We start from the raw sequence: 20780 nt of genomic DNA, 5'->3' as shown, positions 1-20780 counted from the left end.
GATCAGGCCTCCTTCCGGGCGTTGGCGCGGGCGACGAAAAATTGCTCGATCGGGCCGCGCAGCATGTTGTCGAACGCGCCCGTGAACAAGATCACCAGTGCCTGAATCACGGTAATCAACTCACGCGGGATCGATGTCTCCAGCGCCAGTTCACCGCCGCCCTGATAGAGAAAGCCGAACAAAAGCGCGGCGAGGAATACGCCAAACGGGTGGTTGCGGCCCATAAGTGCCACCGCGATGCCGATGAAGCCCGCGCCCTCGACGGAGTTGAGCACAAGGCGATGCGCCTCGCCCATGACGTTGTTGGTCGCCATCAGACCGGCCAGCGCGCCCGAGATCAGCATCGCCGCCATTACGATCTTGACCGGCGAGATGCCTGCATAGCGCGCGGCGGGCTCGGAGCGGCCAAAGGCGCGGATCGCAAAGCCCAGCCGGGTGCGCCAGATCAGCCCCCAGACCAGAAAACACGCGACGATCGCGATGAAGAAGGAGACGTTCGCGGGCACGGATTTGCCGAAGAACTGACCGATCAGCGGCATGTCGTGGAAGGTCGGCAGATGGGTGGCTGCGGGAAAACGCGCCGTCGCCGGGTCCATCGAGCCGCGCGGACGCAGCACATTGACCAGCATGTAATTGAGCAGCGATGCCGCGATGAAATTGAACATGATCGTGGTGATCACGATATGGCTGCCGCGCTTGGCTTGCAGATAGGCCGGGATCGCGGCCCAGGCCGCCCCGAACACCGCGCCGCCGATCATCGCGCCGATCAGCGCGAGATACCAATTCGGCCACGGCACCATCAGCAGCACCAGCGCCACACCAAGCCCGCCCAGCGTGGCCTGACCCTCGCCGCCGATATTGAACTGGCTGGCGTGATAGGCCACGGCCACCGCAAGCCCGGTGAAGATGAAGTTGGTCGCGTAATAGAGCGTGTAGCCCCAGCCATAGGGCGAGCCCAGAGAGCCATCGACCATCACGCGGATCGCCTCAATCGGGTTCTCGCCGATCAGCAAGACCACGATGCCGGAAATGACAAAAGCAATCAGCAGGTTGAGCAGGGGGATCAACGCAACGTCGATCCACTTCGGGGTCTTTTCCATTACTTCACCACCCCTGCCATCATCAGTCCCAGCTCTTTCTCATCGGTGTCTTCGGGGGCGCGCTCGCCCATGATCTGACCGTCGAACATCACCGCGATCCGATCCGAAAGCGCGCGGATCTCGTCCAGCTCGACCGAGACCAGCAAGATCGCGGCGCCTTGGTCGCGCAGCTCCACGATGCGCTTATGGATGAACTCGATCGCGCCGATATCGACGCCGCGCGTGGGCTGGCCCACCAGCAGCAGATCGGGATTGCGCTCGATTTCGCGCGCAAGAACGATCTTTTGCTGATTGCCGCCCGAGAAGCTTTTCGCAGGCAGGGTCGGGATCGGCGGGCGCACATCGAAGCGGTTCATCGCCTCTTGCGTATGCGCGGTGATGCCCGCGTTATCCATCACCAGCCTGTTCTTCTGGTAGGCCGGATCGGAATGATAGCCGAAGACCATGTTTTCCCAAGCCGCGAAATCGAGGATCAGGCCAAGGTGGTGGCGATCTTCGGGCACATGGGCGATCCCCTTGGCCCGGCGCGACTGGCCGTCGGAATGTTTGCCCGTAAGGTCAAGCTCTTCGCCATTGAGCCGGATCGTGCCGGTCCCGTTGGCAAAGCCGCCCAGCACTTCGAGAAGCTCTGACTGACCATTGCCCGAAACCCCGGCGATCCCAAGGATCTCGCCTGCGCGAATTTGCAGATTGATGCCCCGCAGCCGCTCGACGCCGTCTTCGTCGCGGACTTTCAGGTTCTCGATCTCCAGCACCGTCCTGCCCGGATTGGCCTTGGTCTTGGCGACATTGAGAAGGACCTTGCGCCCCACCATCAGCTCGGCCAGATGCTCGGGGCTGGTCTCGGAGGTGCTCACGGTCGCGGTCATCTCGCCACGCCGCATCACACTCACCGTGTCGGTCGTCTCCATGATCTCGCGCAGCTTGTGGGTGATCAGGATGATCGTCTTCCCCTCATCCTTGAGGTGATTAAGGATGCGGAACAGGTGATCGGCCTCGTCGGGGGTCAAAACGCCCGTGGGCTCGTCAAGGATCAGGATATCGGCCTGACGGTAGAGCGCCTTGAGGATCTCCACGCGCTGCTGATGTCCGACCGACAGCTCTTCGATTTTCTCGTCGGGATCGACGTTGAGCTCATATTCCTCGGCCAGCCGCTTGAGTTCCCGCCGCGCCTTGTTCAGCGACGGGCGCAGCAATGCCCCATCTTCCGCGCCCAGAATGATATTCTCGAGCACAGTGAAATTCTGCACCAGTTTGAAATGCTGGAACACCATCCCGATCCCGGCAGAGATCGCGGCCTGACTGTCGGGGATCTGGGTGTGCTTGCCCTTGATCCAGATCTCGCCTGCATCCGCCTTGTAGAACCCGTAGAGGATCGACATCAGGGTGGATTTTCCAGCACCGTTCTCACCGATGATGCCATGGATCGTACCGGGCATGACCCGGATCGAAATGTCTTTATTGGCCTGCACCGTGCCGAAGGCTTTCGAGATGCCCTTGAGCTCGATTGCAGGCGCGCCCGTGGGCGTCGCTACGCTTTTAGCGGCAGGGGCGGCAGTTGCCTGCCGCCCCGCTTTCGTGGTGTTTTGATCTGCCTGCATTACTCGACCGGGCAGCTGTCATCCGACATGTAGTCGTGCACTTTGATCTTGCCCGAAATGATGTCGGCCTTGGCTTGATCCACGGCTTTCAGCATCGCCGGGGTCACGAGCGACTTGTTATTGTCGTCGAGCGCAACGCCCACGCCATCATCGGACAGGCCCATGACTTTGATGCCCGGCTTGAGGTCCGGCCCGGCCTTAAACGCCTCATCGACAGCCGTGTCGACGCGCTTGAGCATCGAGGTCAGGATCTTGCCCGGATGCAGGTAGTTCTGGTTGGAATCGACACCGATCCCCAGAGCGCCGCCATCGGTTGCGGCCTGCAGAACGCCGATACCGGTGCCGCCGGCGGCTGCGTAGATCACATCCGCGCCTTGGCTGATCTGGGCCTTGGCGATCTCGCCGCCCTTCACCGGGTCATTCCAAGCAGCCGGGGTGGTGCCGGTCATGTTCTCGATGACCTTGGCGTCCGGGTTGGCCGCTTTCACGCCCTGTACATAGCCGCAGGCGAACTTGCGGATCAGCGGGATATCCATACCGCCGACGAAGCCCACGGTGCCGGTTTTCGAGGCCATGCCCGCCATCAGGCCGACAAGGTAGGAGCCTTGCTCTTCCTTGAAGACGATCGATTCCACGTTGGGCTGATCGACGACCATATCGATGATCGCGAATTTCGTGTCCGGGTAGTCGGGGGCGACCTGATTGAGCGTGTCGCCAAAGGCAAAGCCCGTCATCACGATCGGGTTGGCACCGGATTCAGCCAGCTTGCGCAACGCTTGCTCACGCTGGGCCTCCGATTGCATCTCCAGTTCCTTGTACTTCCCGCCGGTTTCTTCGGCCCAGCGTTTCGCGCCGTTGTAAGCCGCCTCGTTGAAGCTCTTGTCGTATTTGCCACCAAGGTCATAGATCACGGCGGGTTCGGCGAGTGCAGCACCAGCGCTCAGCGCGAGCGTGGCGGCGGCGCCGAGGAACTGTTTGAATAAGGTCATGGATCACTCCCAGTCATTACGGCCTATTCGGTTGGCCTGTTTAGCGCGGCCTTCGTCATGGCGCGCGGACCTACGGATTTGGGCAGAGCTTGCCATGAGGGTCAAGCGACAATCACTAACTGACGCAAGGGAGGGCTACAAATTTGATTGATTGGTCAGCCCGCCGCCGATCCCAGAGGCAGTCCCATGACAACAGCATCCTGCGGCACCCCTTCGGGCGTGCGGTAATAGGCGCGGCGACGCCCCGATTCTTGCCATCCCGTCGCGACGTAAAGCGCGCGCGCCGCGGCATTGGTCTCGGAGACTTCCAGGAAGGCCGAGCAAACATTGCGGGTTTGGCACTGCGCGACGAATTGCGCCATCAGGCGGCGCGCGATGCCGCGGCGGCGCTGCGCGGGATCGACGGCCAGCGTGAGCAGCTCGGCCTCATCCACGATCACCCGGCCCAGCAGAAACCCGCCCGGCTCCTGCACCAAGAACACACCATCCTGCGCCAGAAAATCGGCAAATTCCGCAGCGCTCCACGGGCGCGGCGTCGTGAAACAGGCGGCATGCAGCCGGGAAAGGTCTTCGGGGCCCATCAGTCGAGGATCACCGGCGGCGGGTCCGAGGGCGGCGCGGCATCGGCGGCCCGCAGGTAGAGCGGGGCCGGGCGCGTGCCGGGCACCACCTCGCGGAGCGCGGCGATCCGGGCGACGGCTTCGGCGGGGGCATGGGCGGCAGGGGCCACCTTCGCCCCGAGCACCTGCGCCACCTCTGCGGCTGCGGACCCGATGCAGGTCAGGTCCGGCTCGGCCCAATCGGGATCGAGCGCGTCCAGCGCACATAGCTCCAGCGTCACGGGCGCGGCCATCCGGTAGCCCTGCAGATAGGCCCGCCCGCGCGGCGCGGCACTGGCCGCAAGCACCGGGCCACTGCTATCCGCGCTCAGCGCATCGAGGACCGACACGCCAATTGCCGGAATCCCAAGGCTGAGCGCCAGCCCGCGCGCCGCCGAAACCGCGATCCGCACGCCGGTAAAATTACCCGGTCCGATGCCCACGCCGATCCGTGCCAGATCGCGCCAGCCGATCCCGGCCTCGGCTAGCACCTCTTCGAGCATCGGCATCAACCGCTCTGCCTGTCCCCGGCTCATCTCTTCGTGGCGGGCCGCGATGCAGCGGTCGCCCGACAACAAAGCGGCCCCGCAATGCGAGGCCGATGTGTCGAAGCCGAGGATCAGCGCGTCAGGCATTGACCGGACGCACCTCGGTGACTTCGGGGATGTAGTGGCGCAGCAGGTTCTCGATGCCCATCTTGAGCGTCAGGGTCGAGCTGGGGCAGCCCGCGCAGGCGCCTTGCATATGCAGATAAACCACGCCGCGTTCAAAGCCGTGGAACGTGATATCGCCACCATCCTGAGCTACCGCCGGGCGCACCCGGGTATCGAGCAGCTCTTTGATCTGGTGGACGATCGCGCCGTCCTCGCCGTCATGCTCGGCATGGCCCGAGGGGGCTGCCTCGCCCTCGATTACCGGGGCGCCGGACTGGAAATGCTCCATGATCGCGCCGAGGATCGCGGGTTTCGCATGGTCCCACGAAGTGGCGTCTTCCTTGGTGACGGTCACGAAATCCGAGCCGAAAAACACGCCGGTCACGCCCGGCACGGCAAAGACCCGTGCGGCGAGTGGCGATTTCACAGCCGACTCAGGCGTCGGAAAATCTGCGGTGCCCATCTCGAGCACGGTCTGGCCCGGCAGGAACTTGAGCGTCGCGGGGTTCGGGGTTGTCTCGGTCTGAATAAACATCGCGTGCCTCCTTGGCTTGCGTTTCATATGCGCCTTCCGAGCGAATGAATCAAGTATAGCGGGGGCAGGACACAGATCCGTGCGGGCTCAGGTGATCTGCTCGAGCTTTTCCTTCGACATCTCGCCGGGCACCACGGTCAGCGGGCAGGGCAGGGAGCCCGCCTGTTTCGTCATCTGGCTCACCAGCGGCCCCGGGCCGCCCTTTCCGGTCCCGGCCCCGAGCACCAGCACGCCGATATCGGTGTTCTCCTGGATCACGTTGAGGATCTCGGCGGCAGGCTCGCCCTCCCGGATCAGCAACTCGGGCTCGACGCCCTGACGGTCGCGCATCCATTTGGCAAAGACTTCGAAATGCGCCTCGATCCGCTCGCGGGCCTCGTCGCGCATGATCTCGGCCACGCCGATCCAGTGCTGATACTCGTCGGGCGGAATGACCGACAAAATCATCACGCCGCCGCCGGTATGGCTGGCGCGCATCGCCGCGAACCGCATCGCGTTGAGACACTCGCGCGTGTCATCGAGGACAACCAGAAACTTCCGCATCTTGCCTCCGTGGCCTGCGCCTGTCGCGGGATCATCGCGCGTGTCGGACGCTTTGGCAACCTCGCTCAAAGCGGGGCCCCAAGCGCCCAGTCCCAGTAGCTTTCGCGCGCGGCGCGGGTGATGGGACCGATCTCGAAGCGCGTATCCTCAAAGGCCGCGACCGGGGTGACCTTGGCAAAGTTGCCCGACAGGAAGACCTCGTCGGCGGCGTGGAAATCGGCCAGCGTAAGCACCGCCTCATGCACCTTGAACCCGGCGCTCCGCAGGTTCGCGATATGGCGGGCGCGGGTGATCCCGGCCAGAAAGGTGCCATTGGCGATCGGGGTGAAGATCTCGCCATCGCGCGCCATGAAGATATTGGCCGTGGCGCTTTCGGCGACATTGCCCTGAGCATCCTGCACCAGTGCATTGCCGAACCCCTTGGCCTGCGCCTCGACCAGCATCCGGGCATTGTTGGGATAGAGGCACCCGGCCTTGGCGTTACAGACGTTATCGGCCAGCACGGGGCGGCGGAATTGCGTGGTGGTCAGCGTCGTGGCCGCTTCGGGATCGGGCATCGCAACCTCTTCGAGGCACAGCGCGAACCGGGTCTCGCCGCGCATCGGGGCCACGCCCAGATCCGAGCCCGCCACGGCCCAATACATCGGGCGGACATAGACGGCCGCCCCCTTGGGATATTTGCGCAGACCCTCGCGGGCGATTTCGACAATCGTCTGGGGTTCAAGCGTCGGCGTGATCATCAGCGCATCCGCCGAGCGGTTGACCCGCGCGCAGTGCAGATCGAGATCGGGCACCAGCCCGTCGAACAGCCGCGCGCCATCAAAGACAGAGCTGCCCTGCCAAAGCCCGTGATCGGCTGCGCGCATGACGGGAATGTCGCCCTCGTGCCACTCGCCTTCGAACCATGTGCGGATATTTGTGCCAAATGCCATCGGTCGCCTCCAAATCTGGGCGGAGAGAACCACCGCGCGCAGGCCGTGTCCAGTCAGCCGATTGTATCGGTATCAACCGGAGAGATGCCTGAGGGCGCGCGCGGCGCGAGACATGACGTTGCGCGAGGATTGGCGGAATGCTCTAACGGCCTTTGTTCGCGCGACCTTGCCGCGCCAGAGCCGGAGCCCTTCACATGCCAAGCCCATCCCTGTCCTCAAGTCATCCGCGCCTTTTGATCGTGGGGGGCAGCGGGCGGCTGGGGCGGTTGATCGCCGCCGCTTGGGCGCGTGCACCGGAGGGCCCGCCCGTGACGCCGATCTGGCAGGCCCGTCGCGATTTGGGGCTTGGCGGGCCGATCTTTGATCCGCTGGAGGCACCAGAGGCCTTTGCCCGGGCCTGTGCGCAATCCGATGCGGTGCTGTTTCTCGCAGGGCGCATCAACGGCCCGCCCGCGGCGCTTGAGATCAACGTCGCGCTGGCCCGGGCTGCGCGCGCGCAGGCGCTCAGGGCAGGCGTGCCGCTGATCATGGCCTCGAGCGCTGCCGTCTATGGGCGCGGTGCGGGGCTTTTGTCCGAGACCGCGCCCTGCGCGCCGCTCAATGATTACGGGCGCTCGAAACTGGCGGTGGAGGCCGTGCTGGAGGGGATGGCGCGGGGCTGTGCGCTGCGGATCGGCAATGTCGCGGGGGCCGATGCACTGCTGGGTGCGCCCGCCCCGCCCGAGGGGCGCAAGCTGCATGTCTTCACCGATGGCTCCGCGCCCCGGCGCAGCTATATCGGTCCGAGCGCGCTGGCCGATGCGGTCGCGCATCTCGCCTGTCTCGCCGTCGCGCAGCCCGAGACGCTGCCCGCATGTCTCAATCTCGCGCAGCCCGGCGCTGTGGGCATGGACGAGCTGCTATCAGCTGCGGGCGAGAGCTGGTCTGCGCAGCCCGCCCCGCCCACGGCCATTGCGCATGTGGAGCTGGATGTCACGCGCGCGGTCAATTTGGGCCTTGTAGCGCCCGCCCCGCTTGACGCGCAGGCCATGGTCGAGGATATGCAGCGCGTGAAACAGGAGATCCAATGACACGCTCGCAACGCTTGGCAAAACGCGCCCTTGATCTGGTGCTGGCGGTCTTGCTGACGCCGCTGATTGCCGTGCTGTTCCTGTTCACGATGGTCACGGTGATCTTGTTCGAAAAACGGCCTTATTTCTATGCCGCCGAGCGGATGAAGACGCCCGATCGCAGCTTTCGGCTGCTGAAATTCCGCACGATGGAGGTCGCCTCAGGTGATTCGGGCGTGTCCGGCGGGCATAAAATCCAGCGGATCACCCGGATGGGCGGAATCATGCGCAGAACCCGCGCGGATGAGTTGCCGCAGATCTGGAATATCTATCGCGGCGATATCAGTTTCGTCGGGCCGCGCCCGCCGCTGCGCGAATATGTCGAGCGCTTTCCCGAGGTCTATGCGGAGGTCTTGCGCACGCCGCCGGGGGTCACAGGTCTGGCATCGCTATATTTTCATGGTCACGAAGACTGGATCCTCAACCGCTGTAACAACGCCGAAGAGGTGGACCGGGCCTATTGCGAGCGCTGCATCCCGGCCAAGGCCAAACTGGATCTGATGTATCAAAAACATGTTTCAGTTTGTTTCGATCTCGTGCTGATTTGGCGGACATTCAAGGGCGTCTTCCGCTGAGCGTCGCTCAGATGCGACGGTCTTAAGAAATTTTCCTCCAATTGCTTCTCTCTTTTGGTATTACTTCGCCCATATCGATATACCCCATGCTTTAGGACTGTCATCGCGAGCCTCACCGCTGATGTTTAAACGCTACATGACGCTTTCCCGGGATCAGAAGAACTTCTTTCTTCTGATGATCGACGTGTTTCTTGTGCCCGTCGTGGGCTGGGTCACGAGCGTGCTGCTTCTGCGTTACGATCCCGCCATGATGGCAAGCGGCTTGCAGTTGTTGCCTTTCTTGATGTTGACCGCGGCGATCATGTCGGTGGCGCTTGGCCTCAACCGGATCCAGCTCAAGCATTTCGACAGCGACGGGGTCAGCCGCGCGCTGATCCTTACCGTCTGCCTGTCGGGTATGGGATGGCTGCTTGATCGCGCGATCGGCTACAATGTCGGTGCTGCGGCCCCCGTCTTCTTCGGTCTGCTTTACTTCCTGTCCTATATTGTATTGCGGCGCGGCCTCCTGCGGCTGCTGGGCGTGCTCTATCGCCGCTCGCGCATCGTGTCGCGGGTTGCGATCTTTGGAGCGGGCCATACCGGGATCAAGCTTTCGCGCGAGATGATGGATCGGCCCAATGTCATGGTCTATGCCTTCATCGACGACAATCCCGCGCTGCGTGGCTCGCAGGTCAACGGGCTCAAGGTCTACCCGGTGTTTCAGGCCGACCGGCTTGGCGAACGCTACAATATCAACCGCGTGATCCTCGCCGATCCAGATCTGCCCGATGCGCGCCGCGCGGTGCTGTCGCGCCAGTTCGAGGCGCTGGGCATCTCGGTCCAGACGCTGCCCGCTTTCGCCCAGCTGATCGACGATAACGGCCTTGTCTCGCGGCTGGAGCCGGTGACCTCGGGCCATCTGATGGAGCGCGACGAGCTGTATCAGACGCTGCAAACGAGCTGCGTGGCCTATGCGGATAACACGGTACTGGTGTCCGGGGCAGGCGGCTCGATCGGGCTGGAACTGTGCCGTCAGGTGCTGTCCTGCCGTCCCGCGCGGCTGATCTTGCTGGAGCTGTCGGAATTGGCGCTTTACGCCGCCAACGAGGAATTGCGCGTGTTGGCTGAGCCCTACGGCATCGAGGTGATCCCGATGCTCGGATCGGCTGCCGATCCGGTGCTGGTCGAGGGGATTTTCGCCAACCATTCGGTCGATGTCGTGATGCATGCGGCCGCCTATAAGCACGTCCCGCTGGTCGAGCTGAACCTGCGCTCAGGGCTGCAAAACAACGTCTACTCGACGCAGGTCCTTGCCCGTGCGGCGCGGGACGCAGGCGTGGCCCGCTTCGTGCTGGTCTCGTCGGATAAGGCGGTGCGTCCGGGCTCTGTGATGGGCGCGTCGAAGCGACTGGCCGAGCTGATCGTGCAGGACCTCGCAAGCCGGGCAGAGCACACGATCTTCTCCATCGTGCGCTTTGGCAATGTGCTGGGCTCCTCGGGCTCGGTGGTGCCGCTCTTCGAAGAGCAGATCCGCCGTGGTGGCCCGGTTACACTTACCGATCCCCGCGTGACCCGCTATTTCATGACGATTCAGGAAGCCGCCCGTCTGGTGCTGCTCGCGGGCAGTTTCGCTGAAGGCGGCGAGGTCTATGTGCTCGATATGGGCAAGCCGATGCTGGTGCGCGATCTGGCGCGCCGGATGATCGAGGCGCGCGGCTTTCTGGTCCGCGACGCGGACCATCCCGAAGGCGATATCGAGATTGTCACCACCGGGCTGCGCCCCGGTGAGAAGCTGCATGAAGAGCTGATGGTGCGCAAAGGCGCAGGCAGCACCTCGCATCGCAAGATCATCCGGGTGCGCGAAGATCAGCTCTCGGAACTGCAAACCGCCGCGATGCTGCGCGATCTGCGCGAGGCGGTGGACCGCGACGATCAGGCCGAGATGCTGGCGATCCTTGGCCGCGCGATCCCGGAATATCAGCCGCAAAGCCATGCCCCGGAGAGCCTTCAGATGCAGGTGATCCAAGAGCGCAACGCGGCCAATCACCCCGCCGAGTGATCCGCCCCTAGCGCCGCTCAGGCGAAGGGATCCTCCGGATAGCCGACCCCGGCCAGATAGAGCCCCTGCGGCGGACAGACCGGACCGCAAGCTGCGCGGTCGCGGGCCTCCAGCGCCGATCCGACCCGCTCGGGCGACCATGATCCCGCCCCCACACGTTCCAAAGTCCCGACAATCGAGCGCACCTGATTGTGCAGGAACGAGCGTGCGCGCAGCCGGAAGTGATATTCCACACCGCCCGGGATCTCCTGCTCCGAGATGGTGATCTCGTCGAGCGTTTTCAACGGCGATTTCGCCTGACACAGGGTCGAGCGAAACGTCGTGAAGTCATGATGCCCGATCAGATGAGCCGCGCCCGCGCGCATCGCATCGATATCGAGCGGATTGCGCACCTGCCAGACCTGCCCGCGCGAGAAGGTCATCGGCGCACGCCGCTGGACCAGCCGGAACAGATAGCGCCGCTCGCCTGCCGAGAACCGCGCATGAAAATCCTCGGGCACTTCCGCACAGGCGAGAATCGCCACGGGATGCGGACGCAGGTGGTGGTTGATGGCCTCTGTCAGCCGGAACGGATCCCAAGATTTTTGCAGATCGACATGGGCCACCTGCGCGGTCGCATGCACACCCGCATCCGTGCGCCCGGCAGCCGCGATTGTATGCGGCCCCGGCTCAAGCCGCGCCAGCGCAGCCTCGATGGCACCCTGCACGGAGGGGTGGTCTGTCTGGCGCTGCCATCCCGAAAAGGGCCCGCCATCATATTCGATCTGGAACGCATATCTGGGCATAAGCTGCCAATAGCGCGGTCGATATGGGGGCTGCAATCCCCATCGCGGCCTCGTTTCGCGCGCCTCCCGGGGCTGCGGCCCCTTTCAACCACCCGGCACGCTGTCTATCTTGAGCCCATAACACCTTCGAGAGGGGCAGGTTTTGGGCATTTCCAATATCGCGGACGGCATCACGCGCAGGTTCGAGGGGCTTGGCTCGCAGGTCTCCGAGACCTTTTTCGAACCGGTGATCCGGGTGGGCGTGACCGGGCTGTCGCGGGCGGGAAAGACGGTGTTCATCACCTCCCTTGTGGCCAATCTGCTGGACCGGGGGCGGATGCCGGCGCTCAGTGCCGCCAGCGACATCACGGCGGCCTTCCTGCAGCCGCAGCCCGATGACACCGTGCCGCGCTTTGATTACGAGAGCCACCTCGCGGCGCTCACCGGACCCGAGCCGCATTGGCCCGAGGGCACCCGCGCCGTCTCGGAGCTGCGGTTGTCCTTCCGCATCCAGTCGCGCGGCATCCTTGGCGCGGTGCGCGGCCCGCGCGTCGTGCATCTCGATATCGTGGATTATCCCGGCGAGTGGCTCCTTGATCTGGGGCTGATGGAGAAAACCTACGCGCAATGGTCTGATGAAGTGCTCGCGCGGCTGCCCAATCGTCCCGAGGGGCCGGGCTATCTTGAGATGGCTGAGGCCTGCGATGGCACGGCAGACTTCACCGAGCCGCAGGCCAAGGCGCTGGCCGCCCGCTTCACCGCATACTTGACCGCTGCGCGCGAAGCCGGGTTCTCCGACTGCACGCCGGGGCGTTTCCTGTTGCCCGGCGAGATGGCCGGATCGCCCGCGCTGACCTTCGCGCCGCTGCCCGCAGGCGAGGCTCCGCGCCGCTCGCTCCGGCGCGAGATGGAGCGCCGCTTTGACGCCTATAAGCGCGAGGTCGTCAAACCGTTCTTTCGCGATCATTTCGCCAAGATCGACCGGCAGGTCGTTCTCGTCGACGTGCTCGGTGCGATCCACGCAGGACCGGCAGCGCTTGAGGATCTGCGCGCTGCGATGGCCGATATCCTGAGCGCGTTTCGTCCCGGCCGGGCGCGCTGGCTCACCTCGCTGCTGGGCGCGCACCGGGTCGAGCGCATCCTGTTTGCCGCCACCAAGGCGGATCACCTGCACCATTCCCAGCATGCGCGCTTGACCGCGATCACCGGGGCGCTGCTGCGCGAGGCGCGCGACCGCGCCGATTTCGCAGGGGCCAAGACGCAGGCGCTTTCCATCGCGGCGCTGCGCACGACGACCGAAGAAGTGATCACCCATGAAGGGGCCGAGCTGAACGCGGTGCGCGGGCGTCTTGCGAGCGGCAAATCCGTGGCGCTTTACCCCGGTGATCTGCCCGCCGATCCGGCCTATCTTCTCGCGCCCGCCGCGCGCGGGGCGCAGGCTTGGCTCGATGGAGATTATGCGATCATGAATTTCGCCCCCGCGCCGGTCAGCCTCAAGCCCGGCATCGGCCCGCCGCATATCCGGCTCGACCGCGCGGCAGATTTCCTGATCGGGGATAAGCTATGAAGAAACCTGTGATGATCGAGATCGACGACGCGCCCTCGCCCGCCGAGGCACCGCCGATCGAGGATATGCCCACCGCAACCGAGGAACGTCTGGAGGGGCGCGCGATGCAGATCGCAACCCGACTTGGCGCGCGGCGGTCCTCAGTGATCACGCGGTTTTTCTGGCGCGCGCTGGTGGCTCTGGTGGGGTTCTTGATCTCCGTCGCGCTGTGGCGGTTCATCGATGGTCTGTTTGCCACCCATCCGATCCTTGGCTGGATCGGCACCGCGCTGGTCGCCGCCTGCGCCTTGGCGGCGCTGCTGCTGGCGGGGCGTGAGATCGCGGCCTTCTCGCGGCTGGCGCGGCTCGATACGGTGCATAAAGAGGTCTCCGAGGCGCTGGCCACGGACGATCTGAGCCGTGCGCGTCGCGTCGTGACCCATGTGTCGGGCCTTTATGCGGCACGCTCTGACATGGAATGGGCGCGGACCCGTCTGGCCGAGCGCTCGGATGAGCTGCTCGATACCGACACGCTGATGGGATTGGCCGAGACCGAGCTGATGGCGCCGCTCGACGCCGCAGCCCGGCTGGAGATCGAGGCCGCCGCGCGCACAGTGGCCACCGTGACCGCGCTGGTGCCGCTGGCTCTGGCAGATGTATTCACCGCACTCACCGCCAATCTGCGGATGATCCGCCGCATCGCCGAGATCTATGGCGGGCGTTCGGGCACTCTGGGCTCGATCCGGCTCGCGCGCACGGTGATGACCCATCTCGTGGCGACGGGGGCCGTGGCTGCGGGCGACGATCTGATCGAGACCGTCACGGGCGGGCATCTGATGACGAAGCTCTCCCGCCGCTTCGGCGAGGGGGTGGTCAATGGCGCGCTCACCGCCCGAGTCGGGATCGCGGCCCTCGAGGTCTGCCGCCCGATGCCGTTCCGCGTGCTCAAAAAACCGCGGGTGACGAATCTGATCGGGCGGTCTCTGAGCGGTGTGTTCGGCCAGAAATCACGCGGCGCTTAAAGCGCGCGCCAACCGATATCGCGCCGCACGAACCCTTCGGGCCAGTCAATCGCATCGACCATCGCATAGGCGCGCGCCCGGGCCTCCGCGAGGCTCGCACCGCGCGCCGTCACGTTCAGCACGCGCCCACCGGACGCGACAATTGTCCCATCGCGGGAGGCCGTGCCCGCGTGGAACACCATCTGATGGCTGTCTTGCGAAATCGCATCGAGCCCCGCGATCACCGAGCCCTTCTCATAAGCGCCCGGATAGCCCTTGGCCGCCATCACCACCGTCATCGCGTGATCGGGGGCCCATTGTGCGCGCATCTCGCCCAGCCGTCCCTCGGCGCAGGCCAGCAGCAGATCAAGCACCTGCGCCCCCAGCCGCAGCATCAGCACCTGACATTCGGGATCGCCGAAACGCACATTATACTCGACCAGCCGGGGCTGACTGTCCTTGATCATCAACCCGGTATAAAGCACGCCCTGAAACGGGGTGCCGCGCTTGGCCATCTCGGCCACGGTCGGGCGCACGATCTCTGCAAGCGCCTTGGCTTCGATCTCGGGGGTGAGAACGGGAGCCGGGGAATAAGCCCCCATCCCGCCAGTATTGGGGCCGGTATCGCCTTCGCCCACGCGCTTATGGTCCTGCGCGCCGCCGATATTGAGGATGTTTTCGCCATCGCACAGGATGAAGAGCGAGGCCTCTTCGCCCTCCATGAATTCCTCGATCACGACTTCCGCGCCCGCGTCCCCAAAGGCACCGCCGAAGATCTCGTCGATGCCCTCCAGCGCCTCCTGCAGCGTCATCGCGACGATCACGCCCTTGCCAGCGGCCAGCCCGTCGGCCTTGATCACAATCGGCGCGCCCTGCGCTGTGACATAGGCTTTGGCGGCTTCTGCATCGGTAAAGCGCGCATAGGCAGCCGTCGGCGCGCCACAGGCATCGCAGATCTCTTTGGTGAAGGCTTTCGAGGCCTCAAGCCGGGCGGCCTCAGCCGAGGGCCCGAAGGTCAGATAGCCCTGCTCGCGCAGCGCATCGGCCACACCGGCAGCCAAGGGCGCCTCGGGGCCGATCACCACGAAATCCACCGCATTCGCCGCGCATAGCTCAAGCACCGCTGCGCTGTCATTGGGGTCGATTACCGCGCAATCGGCGATCCGAGCGATGCCCGCATTGCCCGGCGCCACGATCAGACGGTCGCATTTCGGGTTTTGCTTGATCGCCCATGCCAGCGCATGTTCGCGCCCACCACTGCCCAGCACCAGAATGTTCATCTCACTACCCCTTGGCCTTGCCGTTTCCGCCTTCTAAGCTGGCGCAAAGAGCGAGGCAAGGCAGGCTGATGGACCTTCTGGACGACGAGAGCGGCTCGAACGCGCATGATTACACCGTCTCCGAGATCTCGGGCGCGGTGAAGCGCGTGATCGAAGGCGAGTTTGGCCGTGTGCGTGTGCGGGGCGAAGTGGGACGGGTCTCGACGCCGCGCTCGGGGCACATGTATTTCGATCTCAAGGATGATCGCTCCGTCATCGCCGCCGTGTCCTGGAAAGGGCAGGTCGCCAGAATGGAGGTCCGTCCCGAAGAGGGGATGGAGGTGATCGCCACCGGCAAGCTGACCACCTTTCCGGGCCAATCCAAATACCAGCTGATCGTCGATACGGTGGAGCCCGCAGGCGCCGGTGCGTTGATGGCGATGCTTGAGGCGCGGCGCCGCGCGCTTGCCGCCGAGGGTCTGTTCGACCCCGCCCATAAACGCCCGATCCCGTGGCTGCCCAATGTGATCGGGGTCGTGACCTCGCCCTCGGGCGCCGTGATCCGCGACATCCTGCATCGGCTGCGCGACCGCTTTCCGCGCCATGTGCTGATCTGGCCGGTTGCGGTGCAGGGTCAGGCCTGCGCGCCCGATGTGGCCCGCGCAATCCGTGGTTTCAACGCGATTGCACCGGGCGGTCCGGTGCCGCGCCCCGATCTGATCATCGTGGCCCGCGGCGGTGGCTCGATCGAAGATCTCTGGGGGTTCAACGAAGAGGCGGTGGTGCGCGCCGCCTTTGAGAGTGAAATCCCGCTGATTTCGGCGGTCGGCCACGAGACCGACACGACGCTCATCGACCACGCCTCGGATCGCCGCGCGCCCACGCCCACCGCTGCCGCCGAGATGGCCGTGCCGGTGCGCGCCGAGCTGGCAAGCTGGCTGTCGGAGGCGCAGGCCCGGATGGGTCGGGCCGCGCGCGGACGGCTGGAACATCGCGGCCAGCGCCTCCACGATCTGTCGCGCGGCCTTGGCCGTCCCGAAGCGCTCACCCAATCCGCCCGGCAAAGCTACGACATCTGGGCCGAGCGGCTCAAACCCGCGCTGCGCACGCTGGTCTTGCGCAAAAACACCCGCTTTGCCCCGCTATCGGCACGGATCGAGCCGCGCCTGCTGCGCCAGTTCATGGGCAATGAAACCCAGCGCCTCTCCGGGCTGGCCGCGCGCCTGCGCCCGGCCCCCGGCACCCGGCTGCGGCGCGGGCAGGAGCAGCTTGATATGCTGGAGCGCCGGTTGCAGGCCGCGCGCGCGCGCATGACAAGCGATGCGCAGCGCCGCATTCGCGAGGATCACGCGCGGCTCGCGGGGCTGGAGGCCCGGCTTGCGCGGCTGCCGCAGACCCGCATCGATGCGCTGCGCGACCGGCTCGAGCGGCTGGACCGGATGCGCCAGACGCTGGGTTACCGAGAGACGCTCAAACGCGGCTTTGCCGTGATCCACGGACCTGAGGGCGTTATTACCGAAAGCGAGACCGCGCGCCGCCAACCCGGCCTCGAGATCGAATTCGCCGATGGCAAACTCGCCGTGATCCCCGGCGGCGGCAGCCCCACCGCGCCGCCCGCCAAATCAAAGGCCAAGAAAAAGCCCGCAGATCCCGGCTCCGATCAAGGCAGCCTGTTTTAAGGCGTCCCCTTCCTCTTGATCCAGATATCCCGGGGGGCTGACAAACCCTGCGGGTTTGACAGTGGGAGCAGATCCCCCTTGCGCGCGACGGGCCTCAGACGCCGACGCCGGGCCCCTGACAGCTCAGGGGCGCGTGGCTCTCGCTCAGCGACCCCAGAGGCTCACTGGCCGGATCGCCGCGAAACTTTGCTACAAGCCCCTGCGCGCCATCGTAAAATGTCCAGCATTGCAGCGGCAGCTCTTGGCCGTAATCGAAGCAGATATACTGCCCGTCCTGATACCAGTCGCCCTCTTTGCACTCGTCTGCCGTGAAGGCCCAGATCACCTTGTGTCCCGGCTTGTATTGCTCGGTGCCGTAGGGCTGGCCGTGGCTGGAATAGGTGATCGTGCGCCCCAGCGTTCGGGCGTTGAACTGCTCGGCAGTGAGCGGCGGGCCAAGATCGCTTTGGGGATCGGTGGGCGTGCTTTGTTGTGCGGCCCCAAGCGAGGCGCTCAGGATGGCGGCGGTAGCGAGAGACAGAAACAGGCGCATGGGCACTCCGTGAGGCTCAGGTTGGGCTCAACCTGCCAGATTGCCGGGCGCTTGCCTAGAGTGTCGTCTCAGGCGTGTGGCGGTCGAGCGCGGCGAGTCGCCGGTCCATGACGCGCCGCCAGAGCGGGGGCACAAGCGCCAGCGCCGCCATCGCGGGCAGGCTGCGCGGCAGCATGGGGCGCGCGGGCTCCGCCGTCTCGCCCAACCGCAGCGCCGGGTATCTGCGGCCCGGATGGGCGTGGTGATCGGAATGGCGCGGCGCGTTGAGCATCCACAGCCCCGAAATCGGATGCGGCGCATCCCAGCTGTGGCGCGTCGTGACCGGCGCATAGTCTCCATTGCCGCGCTGCGCGCGCTGCAAGCCGTAATGCTGCACATAATCGGACAGCAAAAGCTGCAACTGCGCGTAAAGACAGAGCAAAAGATAGGCCAGCACGCCGGGCGGCCCGAACAAAATCCCGACCAGAAGGACGAACCACAGCCCGCCCAGCACATAGCTCGGATAGGGTCCGAGCGCCGCGATCCGCACGCGCAACCGTGTCACCAGATCCGCATCTGCGGCAGGCACGCGGCGCTGCGCCAGAGCGCGCTCCATCTCCAGCCCGGCCACGAAGCCCCCGATCCAGGCGCGCGGCGCAAAGCTCCAGAACCCCTCGCCACGCTGGGCCGAATTGGGATCGTCGGGGGTCGCCACGAACCGATGATGCACCAGCCGATGGGCCGAGCTGTGATGGCCGAACAAAAGCGAGATATAGACCCATTTGCCAAGCGCAAACAGGCGCTTATCCGTGCGGTGGATCAGCTCATGCGCGTTCGAGTTCGACACCTGCCCGAAGAAGAGCCCAAACCCCAGAAGCACCGCGATCCACGACCAGCCCGCTAGAAACGTATGGCCTGACAGCGCCGCGACCGCCAAGATCAGCAGCCCGAAATGCGTGCAGGCAAGCGCGATCGACAGCCGGTCTGCGGCGGGAAATTCCGAGCCTTCGGGGGCGTCCGGGGCGGCGCGCGCGATGATCTCATCCAGCAAGAAGATGAAAAGCGCGATCCAGACCAGCGCCAGCCATGCGGGCCAGCCGCCAAACACTGCGCCTGCGATCAGGATCGGCACCGGGGCGAGCGTGACGAGCGCGAAGGCATCCACGTCGGGGATCTGGCCCTGACGCCCGAACAGCGTGGCGAGCGGACCGGGCAGCCGATCCCGCCCGCGCCGTGCGGGGGGCGCATCCGCCTCGCGCGCGGGGGAGGGATCTTGAGTGTCGTGCATATTCGGCTCGCTTGTTGTGACCTGACGCTGCGCTTGCACGCCAGTCTGGCGACGATTTTGGCTATTTTACGGCAAGCACCGCGCAGCGCCAGAGGCCGCGAGCCTCTTTTCACCGGCGTTGCGATGAATTAGGTGAGAGGGAACGAAAGGCCTGTCACGATGTCGTTCTTCAACAAACTCAAATCGCGCCTCACGCGGTCTTCCTCCAAGCTCGAAAAAGGGCTCGAAGATATCGTGGCCGAAAATGCAGCAGAGCCTGAGGCATCCGAGACCCCGGAGCCGGAGGCCGCCCCCAAGCCGCAAACCCGTTCCGAACCCGAGCAGTCTGAGCCGCCCGCGTCCGAGCCGGTCTCGCTGCCCGATCCGACTTTCCCCGCGCCGGGCTACGTCCCCGCCCCGGTAACCGAGCCGGTCGAGCAGGAGAACGCCCAGCCCGCCAAAGCACCGCTCGATATCCAACCCGCCTTGCCCAAAGCCGATCCCGTGCCGCGCAAGCCGGGGCTTCTGGGGCGGATGTTTGGCGCAGAGCCGAAAGTGGTCGAGCCGCGCCGGGTGCTTGACGACGAGATGCTTGAAAGCCTTGAAGAGCTGCTGATCGCCTCGGATATGGGCGTTGATACCGCGCTGCGCGTCTCGGCCAATCTGGCCGAGGGGCGGATGGGTCGCAGGCTGTCAGTGACCGAGATCAAGGAGCTTCTGGCGCAGGAAATCGCGCGGATCATGGAGCCGGTCGCCAAGCCCTTGCCGCTCTTTCCGAAAAAGCCGCAGGTCGTGCTGGTCGTAGGCGTGAACGGCTCGGGCAAGACCACGACGATTGGCAAGCTGGCAAGCCAGTTCCGGGCCGCTGGCAAGCAGGTTGTGATTGCCGCAGGCGATACGTTCCGGGCCGCCGCCGTTGAGCAATTGCAGGTCTGGGGGGAGCGCGCGGGCGTGCCGGTTCTGACCGCGCCTGAGGGCTCCGATCCGGCCTCGCTGGCGTTTGACGCGATGAAGAAGGCCGAGGAAGACGGCGCCGATCTGCTGATGATCGACACGGCGGGCCGGTTGCAAAACCGCGCCGATCTGATGGAGGAACTGGCCAAGATCGTGCGCGTGATCCGCAAGCGCGACCCGGATGCGCCGCATAACACGCTCTTGGTGCTGGATGCGACGACCGGGCAGAACGCGCTTCAGCAGGTCGATGTGTTCCGCAAGATCTCGGATGTGTCGGGGCTGGTGATGACCAAGCTGGATGGCACCGCCAAAGGGGGCGTGCTGGTGGCGCTGGCGGACCGTTTCGGGCTGCCCATTCATGCCATCGGTGTGGGCGAGCAGCTTGATGATCTCGCGCCCTTTGATCCCGAAGAGTTCGCGCAGGCGCTGGTCGGGCTGGAGCCAGACGCGCGCCGCTAACGCAGCTTCGGGATGCCGCCGGGCAGCATGTCGCGCTCGACCACGCCCTGCCGCAGACTGGTGCCGATCTTATGGGCCAGCGCCGACCATGCGGCGGCTTTGGGCTGTGGCAGTTCCTCGGCCAGAACCGTGTCGAACAGATCGAGCCAGGTCGAGAACATGCCGGGGCGCACATTGCCCGCGCGGCGATGGACCATCATCGGCGAGCCGTCATAGCCCGGACGCCGCAGGATCGCGCCTTTCCAGAACGCCGCGACCCGAGCCTCATGGGCGGGCCAGTCGGTGACATGTACGCCAAAGACCGGCCCCAGCATCGCATGGTCGCGCACCCGCGCATAGAACCGGGCGACGACATGGTCGATCTCGGGCTCGGTCAGATCGAGGCGGGCAAGCGGGTCACTCATAGGGTTGGAGATAGGCGGGGCTGCGGGCGCGATCAAGCACGCATATTGCCTCAGGTCTCGCCAAACAGATCGGGTTTGGGCGGGGCCGGGCGCGGGGCCTCAAGACCGAGATGCCGCCATGCGCGCGCGCCCAGCATCCGCCCGCGCGGCGTGCGCGAGATCAGCCCCTGCTGCAAAAGATAGGGCTCGATCACTTCCTCGATCGCATCGCGCGCCTCCGAGAGCGCAGCCGAAAGGGTTTCCACCCCCACCGGCCCGCCGC

The 20780-nt window shown here is 65.2% G+C and carries 21 protein-coding genes; 7 read left to right on the top strand and 14 right to left on the bottom strand.

What is annotated here, in order from left to right; genetic code table 11:
* Positions 1-2: 2 nt before the first annotated feature.
* From DL1_RS13300 to DL1_RS13265, 8 genes are all read right to left on the bottom strand, one after another.
* Complete coding sequence (locus tag DL1_RS13300) at positions 3-1100, bottom strand: ABC transporter permease (protein WP_038067136.1); 1098 nt, start codon at positions 1098-1100, stop codon at positions 3-5.
* Entirely contained in the window at positions 1100-2701 is a 1602-nt protein-coding gene (locus DL1_RS13295; RefSeq protein ID WP_081856345.1) for an ABC transporter ATP-binding protein, read from the bottom strand. Before DL1_RS13295 ends, DL1_RS13300 begins: the two co-directional genes overlap by 1 nt.
* On the bottom strand, positions 2701-3690 hold the full coding sequence (locus DL1_RS13290; RefSeq protein WP_038067133.1) for a BMP family lipoprotein: 990 nt from the start codon (positions 3688-3690) through the stop codon (positions 2701-2703). Before DL1_RS13290 ends, DL1_RS13295 begins: the two co-directional genes overlap by 1 nt.
* A 155-nt stretch (positions 3691-3845) precedes the next feature.
* Positions 3846-4271: a ribosomal protein S18-alanine N-acetyltransferase gene (rimI, locus tag DL1_RS13285; protein WP_038067131.1), complete on the bottom strand. Its 426-nt coding sequence runs from the start codon at positions 4269-4271 to the stop codon at positions 3846-3848.
* Complete coding sequence (gene tsaB / locus DL1_RS13280) at positions 4271-4924, bottom strand: tRNA (adenosine(37)-N6)-threonylcarbamoyltransferase complex dimerization subunit type 1 TsaB (RefSeq protein ID WP_038067129.1); 654 nt, start codon at positions 4922-4924, stop codon at positions 4271-4273. Before tsaB ends, rimI begins: the two co-directional genes overlap by 1 nt.
* Positions 4917-5477 carry a NifU family protein gene (locus DL1_RS13275; protein WP_038067128.1) on the bottom strand — a complete coding sequence of 187 codons (561 nt, stop codon included), beginning with the start codon at positions 5475-5477 and terminating at the stop codon, positions 4917-4919. The genes tsaB and DL1_RS13275 overlap by 8 nt, the downstream gene beginning before the upstream one ends.
* Positions 5478-5564: 87 nt before the next feature.
* On the bottom strand, positions 5565-6020 hold the full coding sequence (locus tag DL1_RS13270; RefSeq protein ID WP_038067259.1) for a universal stress protein: 456 nt from the start codon (positions 6018-6020) through the stop codon (positions 5565-5567).
* Between the two features lie 65 nt (positions 6021-6085).
* Positions 6086-6952, bottom strand: a complete 867-nt coding sequence (locus tag DL1_RS13265; protein WP_038067125.1) for a branched-chain amino acid aminotransferase — start codon at positions 6950-6952, stop codon at positions 6086-6088.
* A gap of 194 nt (positions 6953-7146) precedes the next feature.
* On the opposite strand from DL1_RS13265, the gene DL1_RS13260 reads away from it, so the two are divergent.
* The 3 genes from DL1_RS13260 (at position 7147) to DL1_RS13250 (ending at position 10674) form a co-directional block, all read left to right on the top strand.
* Positions 7147-8022 carry an NAD-dependent epimerase/dehydratase family protein gene (locus tag DL1_RS13260; protein ID WP_051693549.1) on the top strand — a complete coding sequence of 292 codons (876 nt, stop codon included), beginning with the start codon at positions 7147-7149 and terminating at the stop codon, positions 8020-8022.
* Positions 8019-8636, top strand: a complete 618-nt coding sequence (locus DL1_RS13255; RefSeq protein ID WP_038067123.1) for a sugar transferase — start codon at positions 8019-8021, stop codon at positions 8634-8636. Before DL1_RS13260 ends, DL1_RS13255 begins: the two co-directional genes overlap by 4 nt.
* Positions 8637-8757: 121 nt before the next feature.
* Positions 8758-10674 (top strand): polysaccharide biosynthesis protein, encoded by a 1917-nt coding sequence (locus tag DL1_RS13250; RefSeq protein WP_038067120.1) that lies wholly within the window; start codon positions 8758-8760, stop codon positions 10672-10674.
* 17 nt (positions 10675-10691) lie between these two features.
* Here DL1_RS13250 and truA read toward each other — a convergent pair whose 3' ends face one another.
* The gene (gene truA / locus DL1_RS13245; RefSeq protein ID WP_038067118.1) at positions 10692-11459 is read right to left on the bottom strand and encodes a tRNA pseudouridine(38-40) synthase TruA; all 768 of its coding nucleotides are present in this window, start codon (positions 11457-11459) and stop codon (positions 10692-10694) included.
* A 142-nt stretch (positions 11460-11601) separates the two neighbouring features.
* Between truA and DL1_RS13240 the strand changes: the two genes are divergently transcribed.
* Together DL1_RS13240 and DL1_RS13235 are read left to right on the top strand one after the other, a co-directional pair.
* Positions 11602-13005, top strand: coding sequence for a YcjX family GTP-binding protein (locus DL1_RS13240; RefSeq protein WP_038067115.1), 1404 nt, complete (start codon positions 11602-11604; stop codon positions 13003-13005).
* Positions 13002-14006 (top strand): YcjF family protein, encoded by a 1005-nt coding sequence (locus tag DL1_RS13235; protein ID WP_038067113.1) that lies wholly within the window; start codon positions 13002-13004, stop codon positions 14004-14006. Before DL1_RS13240 ends, DL1_RS13235 begins: the two co-directional genes overlap by 4 nt.
* Here DL1_RS13235 and purD read toward each other — a convergent pair.
* Positions 14003-15265, bottom strand: coding sequence for a phosphoribosylamine--glycine ligase (gene purD, locus DL1_RS13230; protein ID WP_038067110.1), 1263 nt, complete (start codon positions 15263-15265; stop codon positions 14003-14005). The two genes, DL1_RS13235 and purD, sit on opposite strands and share 4 nt — an antisense overlap.
* Before the next feature lie 65 nt (positions 15266-15330).
* Between purD and xseA the strand changes: the two genes are divergently transcribed.
* Positions 15331-16923 (top strand): exodeoxyribonuclease VII large subunit, encoded by a 1593-nt coding sequence (xseA, locus tag DL1_RS13225; RefSeq protein WP_038067255.1) that lies wholly within the window; start codon positions 15331-15333, stop codon positions 16921-16923.
* A gap of 94 nt (positions 16924-17017) precedes the next feature.
* Here the strand turns inward: xseA and DL1_RS13220 are convergent, their stop codons facing one another.
* Both DL1_RS13220 and DL1_RS13215 read right to left on the bottom strand, forming a co-directional pair.
* A complete protein-coding gene (locus tag DL1_RS13220) occupies positions 17018-17455 on the bottom strand; it encodes a hypothetical protein (protein WP_038067108.1) in 438 nt (145 codons plus the stop codon).
* A 55-nt stretch (positions 17456-17510) separates the two neighbouring features.
* A complete protein-coding gene (locus DL1_RS13215; protein WP_081856344.1) occupies positions 17511-18722 on the bottom strand; it encodes an alkane 1-monooxygenase in 1212 nt (403 codons plus the stop codon).
* Positions 18723-18881: 159 nt separating this feature from the next.
* Between DL1_RS13215 and ftsY the strand changes: the two genes are divergently transcribed.
* The gene (ftsY, locus tag DL1_RS13210; RefSeq protein WP_038067105.1) at positions 18882-20114 is read left to right on the top strand and encodes a signal recognition particle-docking protein FtsY; all 1233 of its coding nucleotides are present in this window, start codon (positions 18882-18884) and stop codon (positions 20112-20114) included.
* On the opposite strand, the gene DL1_RS13205 is transcribed toward ftsY, so the two are convergent.
* Together DL1_RS13205 and DL1_RS13200 are read right to left on the bottom strand one after the other, a co-directional pair.
* Positions 20111-20518, bottom strand: a complete 408-nt coding sequence (locus DL1_RS13205; protein WP_038067102.1) for a group III truncated hemoglobin — start codon at positions 20516-20518, stop codon at positions 20111-20113. The genes ftsY and DL1_RS13205 overlap by 4 nt on opposite strands.
* A gap of 50 nt (positions 20519-20568) precedes the next feature.
* The coding region (locus DL1_RS13200; protein WP_038067098.1) for a Holliday junction DNA helicase RuvB C-terminal domain-containing protein at positions 20569-20780 on the bottom strand (212 nt) is incomplete at its 5' end.

It is taken from the genome of Thioclava dalianensis (assembly GCF_000715505.1).
GTDB lineage: Bacteria > Pseudomonadota > Alphaproteobacteria > Rhodobacterales > Rhodobacteraceae > Thioclava > Thioclava dalianensis.
Note: the sequence above shows the minus strand (reverse complement) of the source record. Positions and strands in the feature narration are given on the sequence as shown.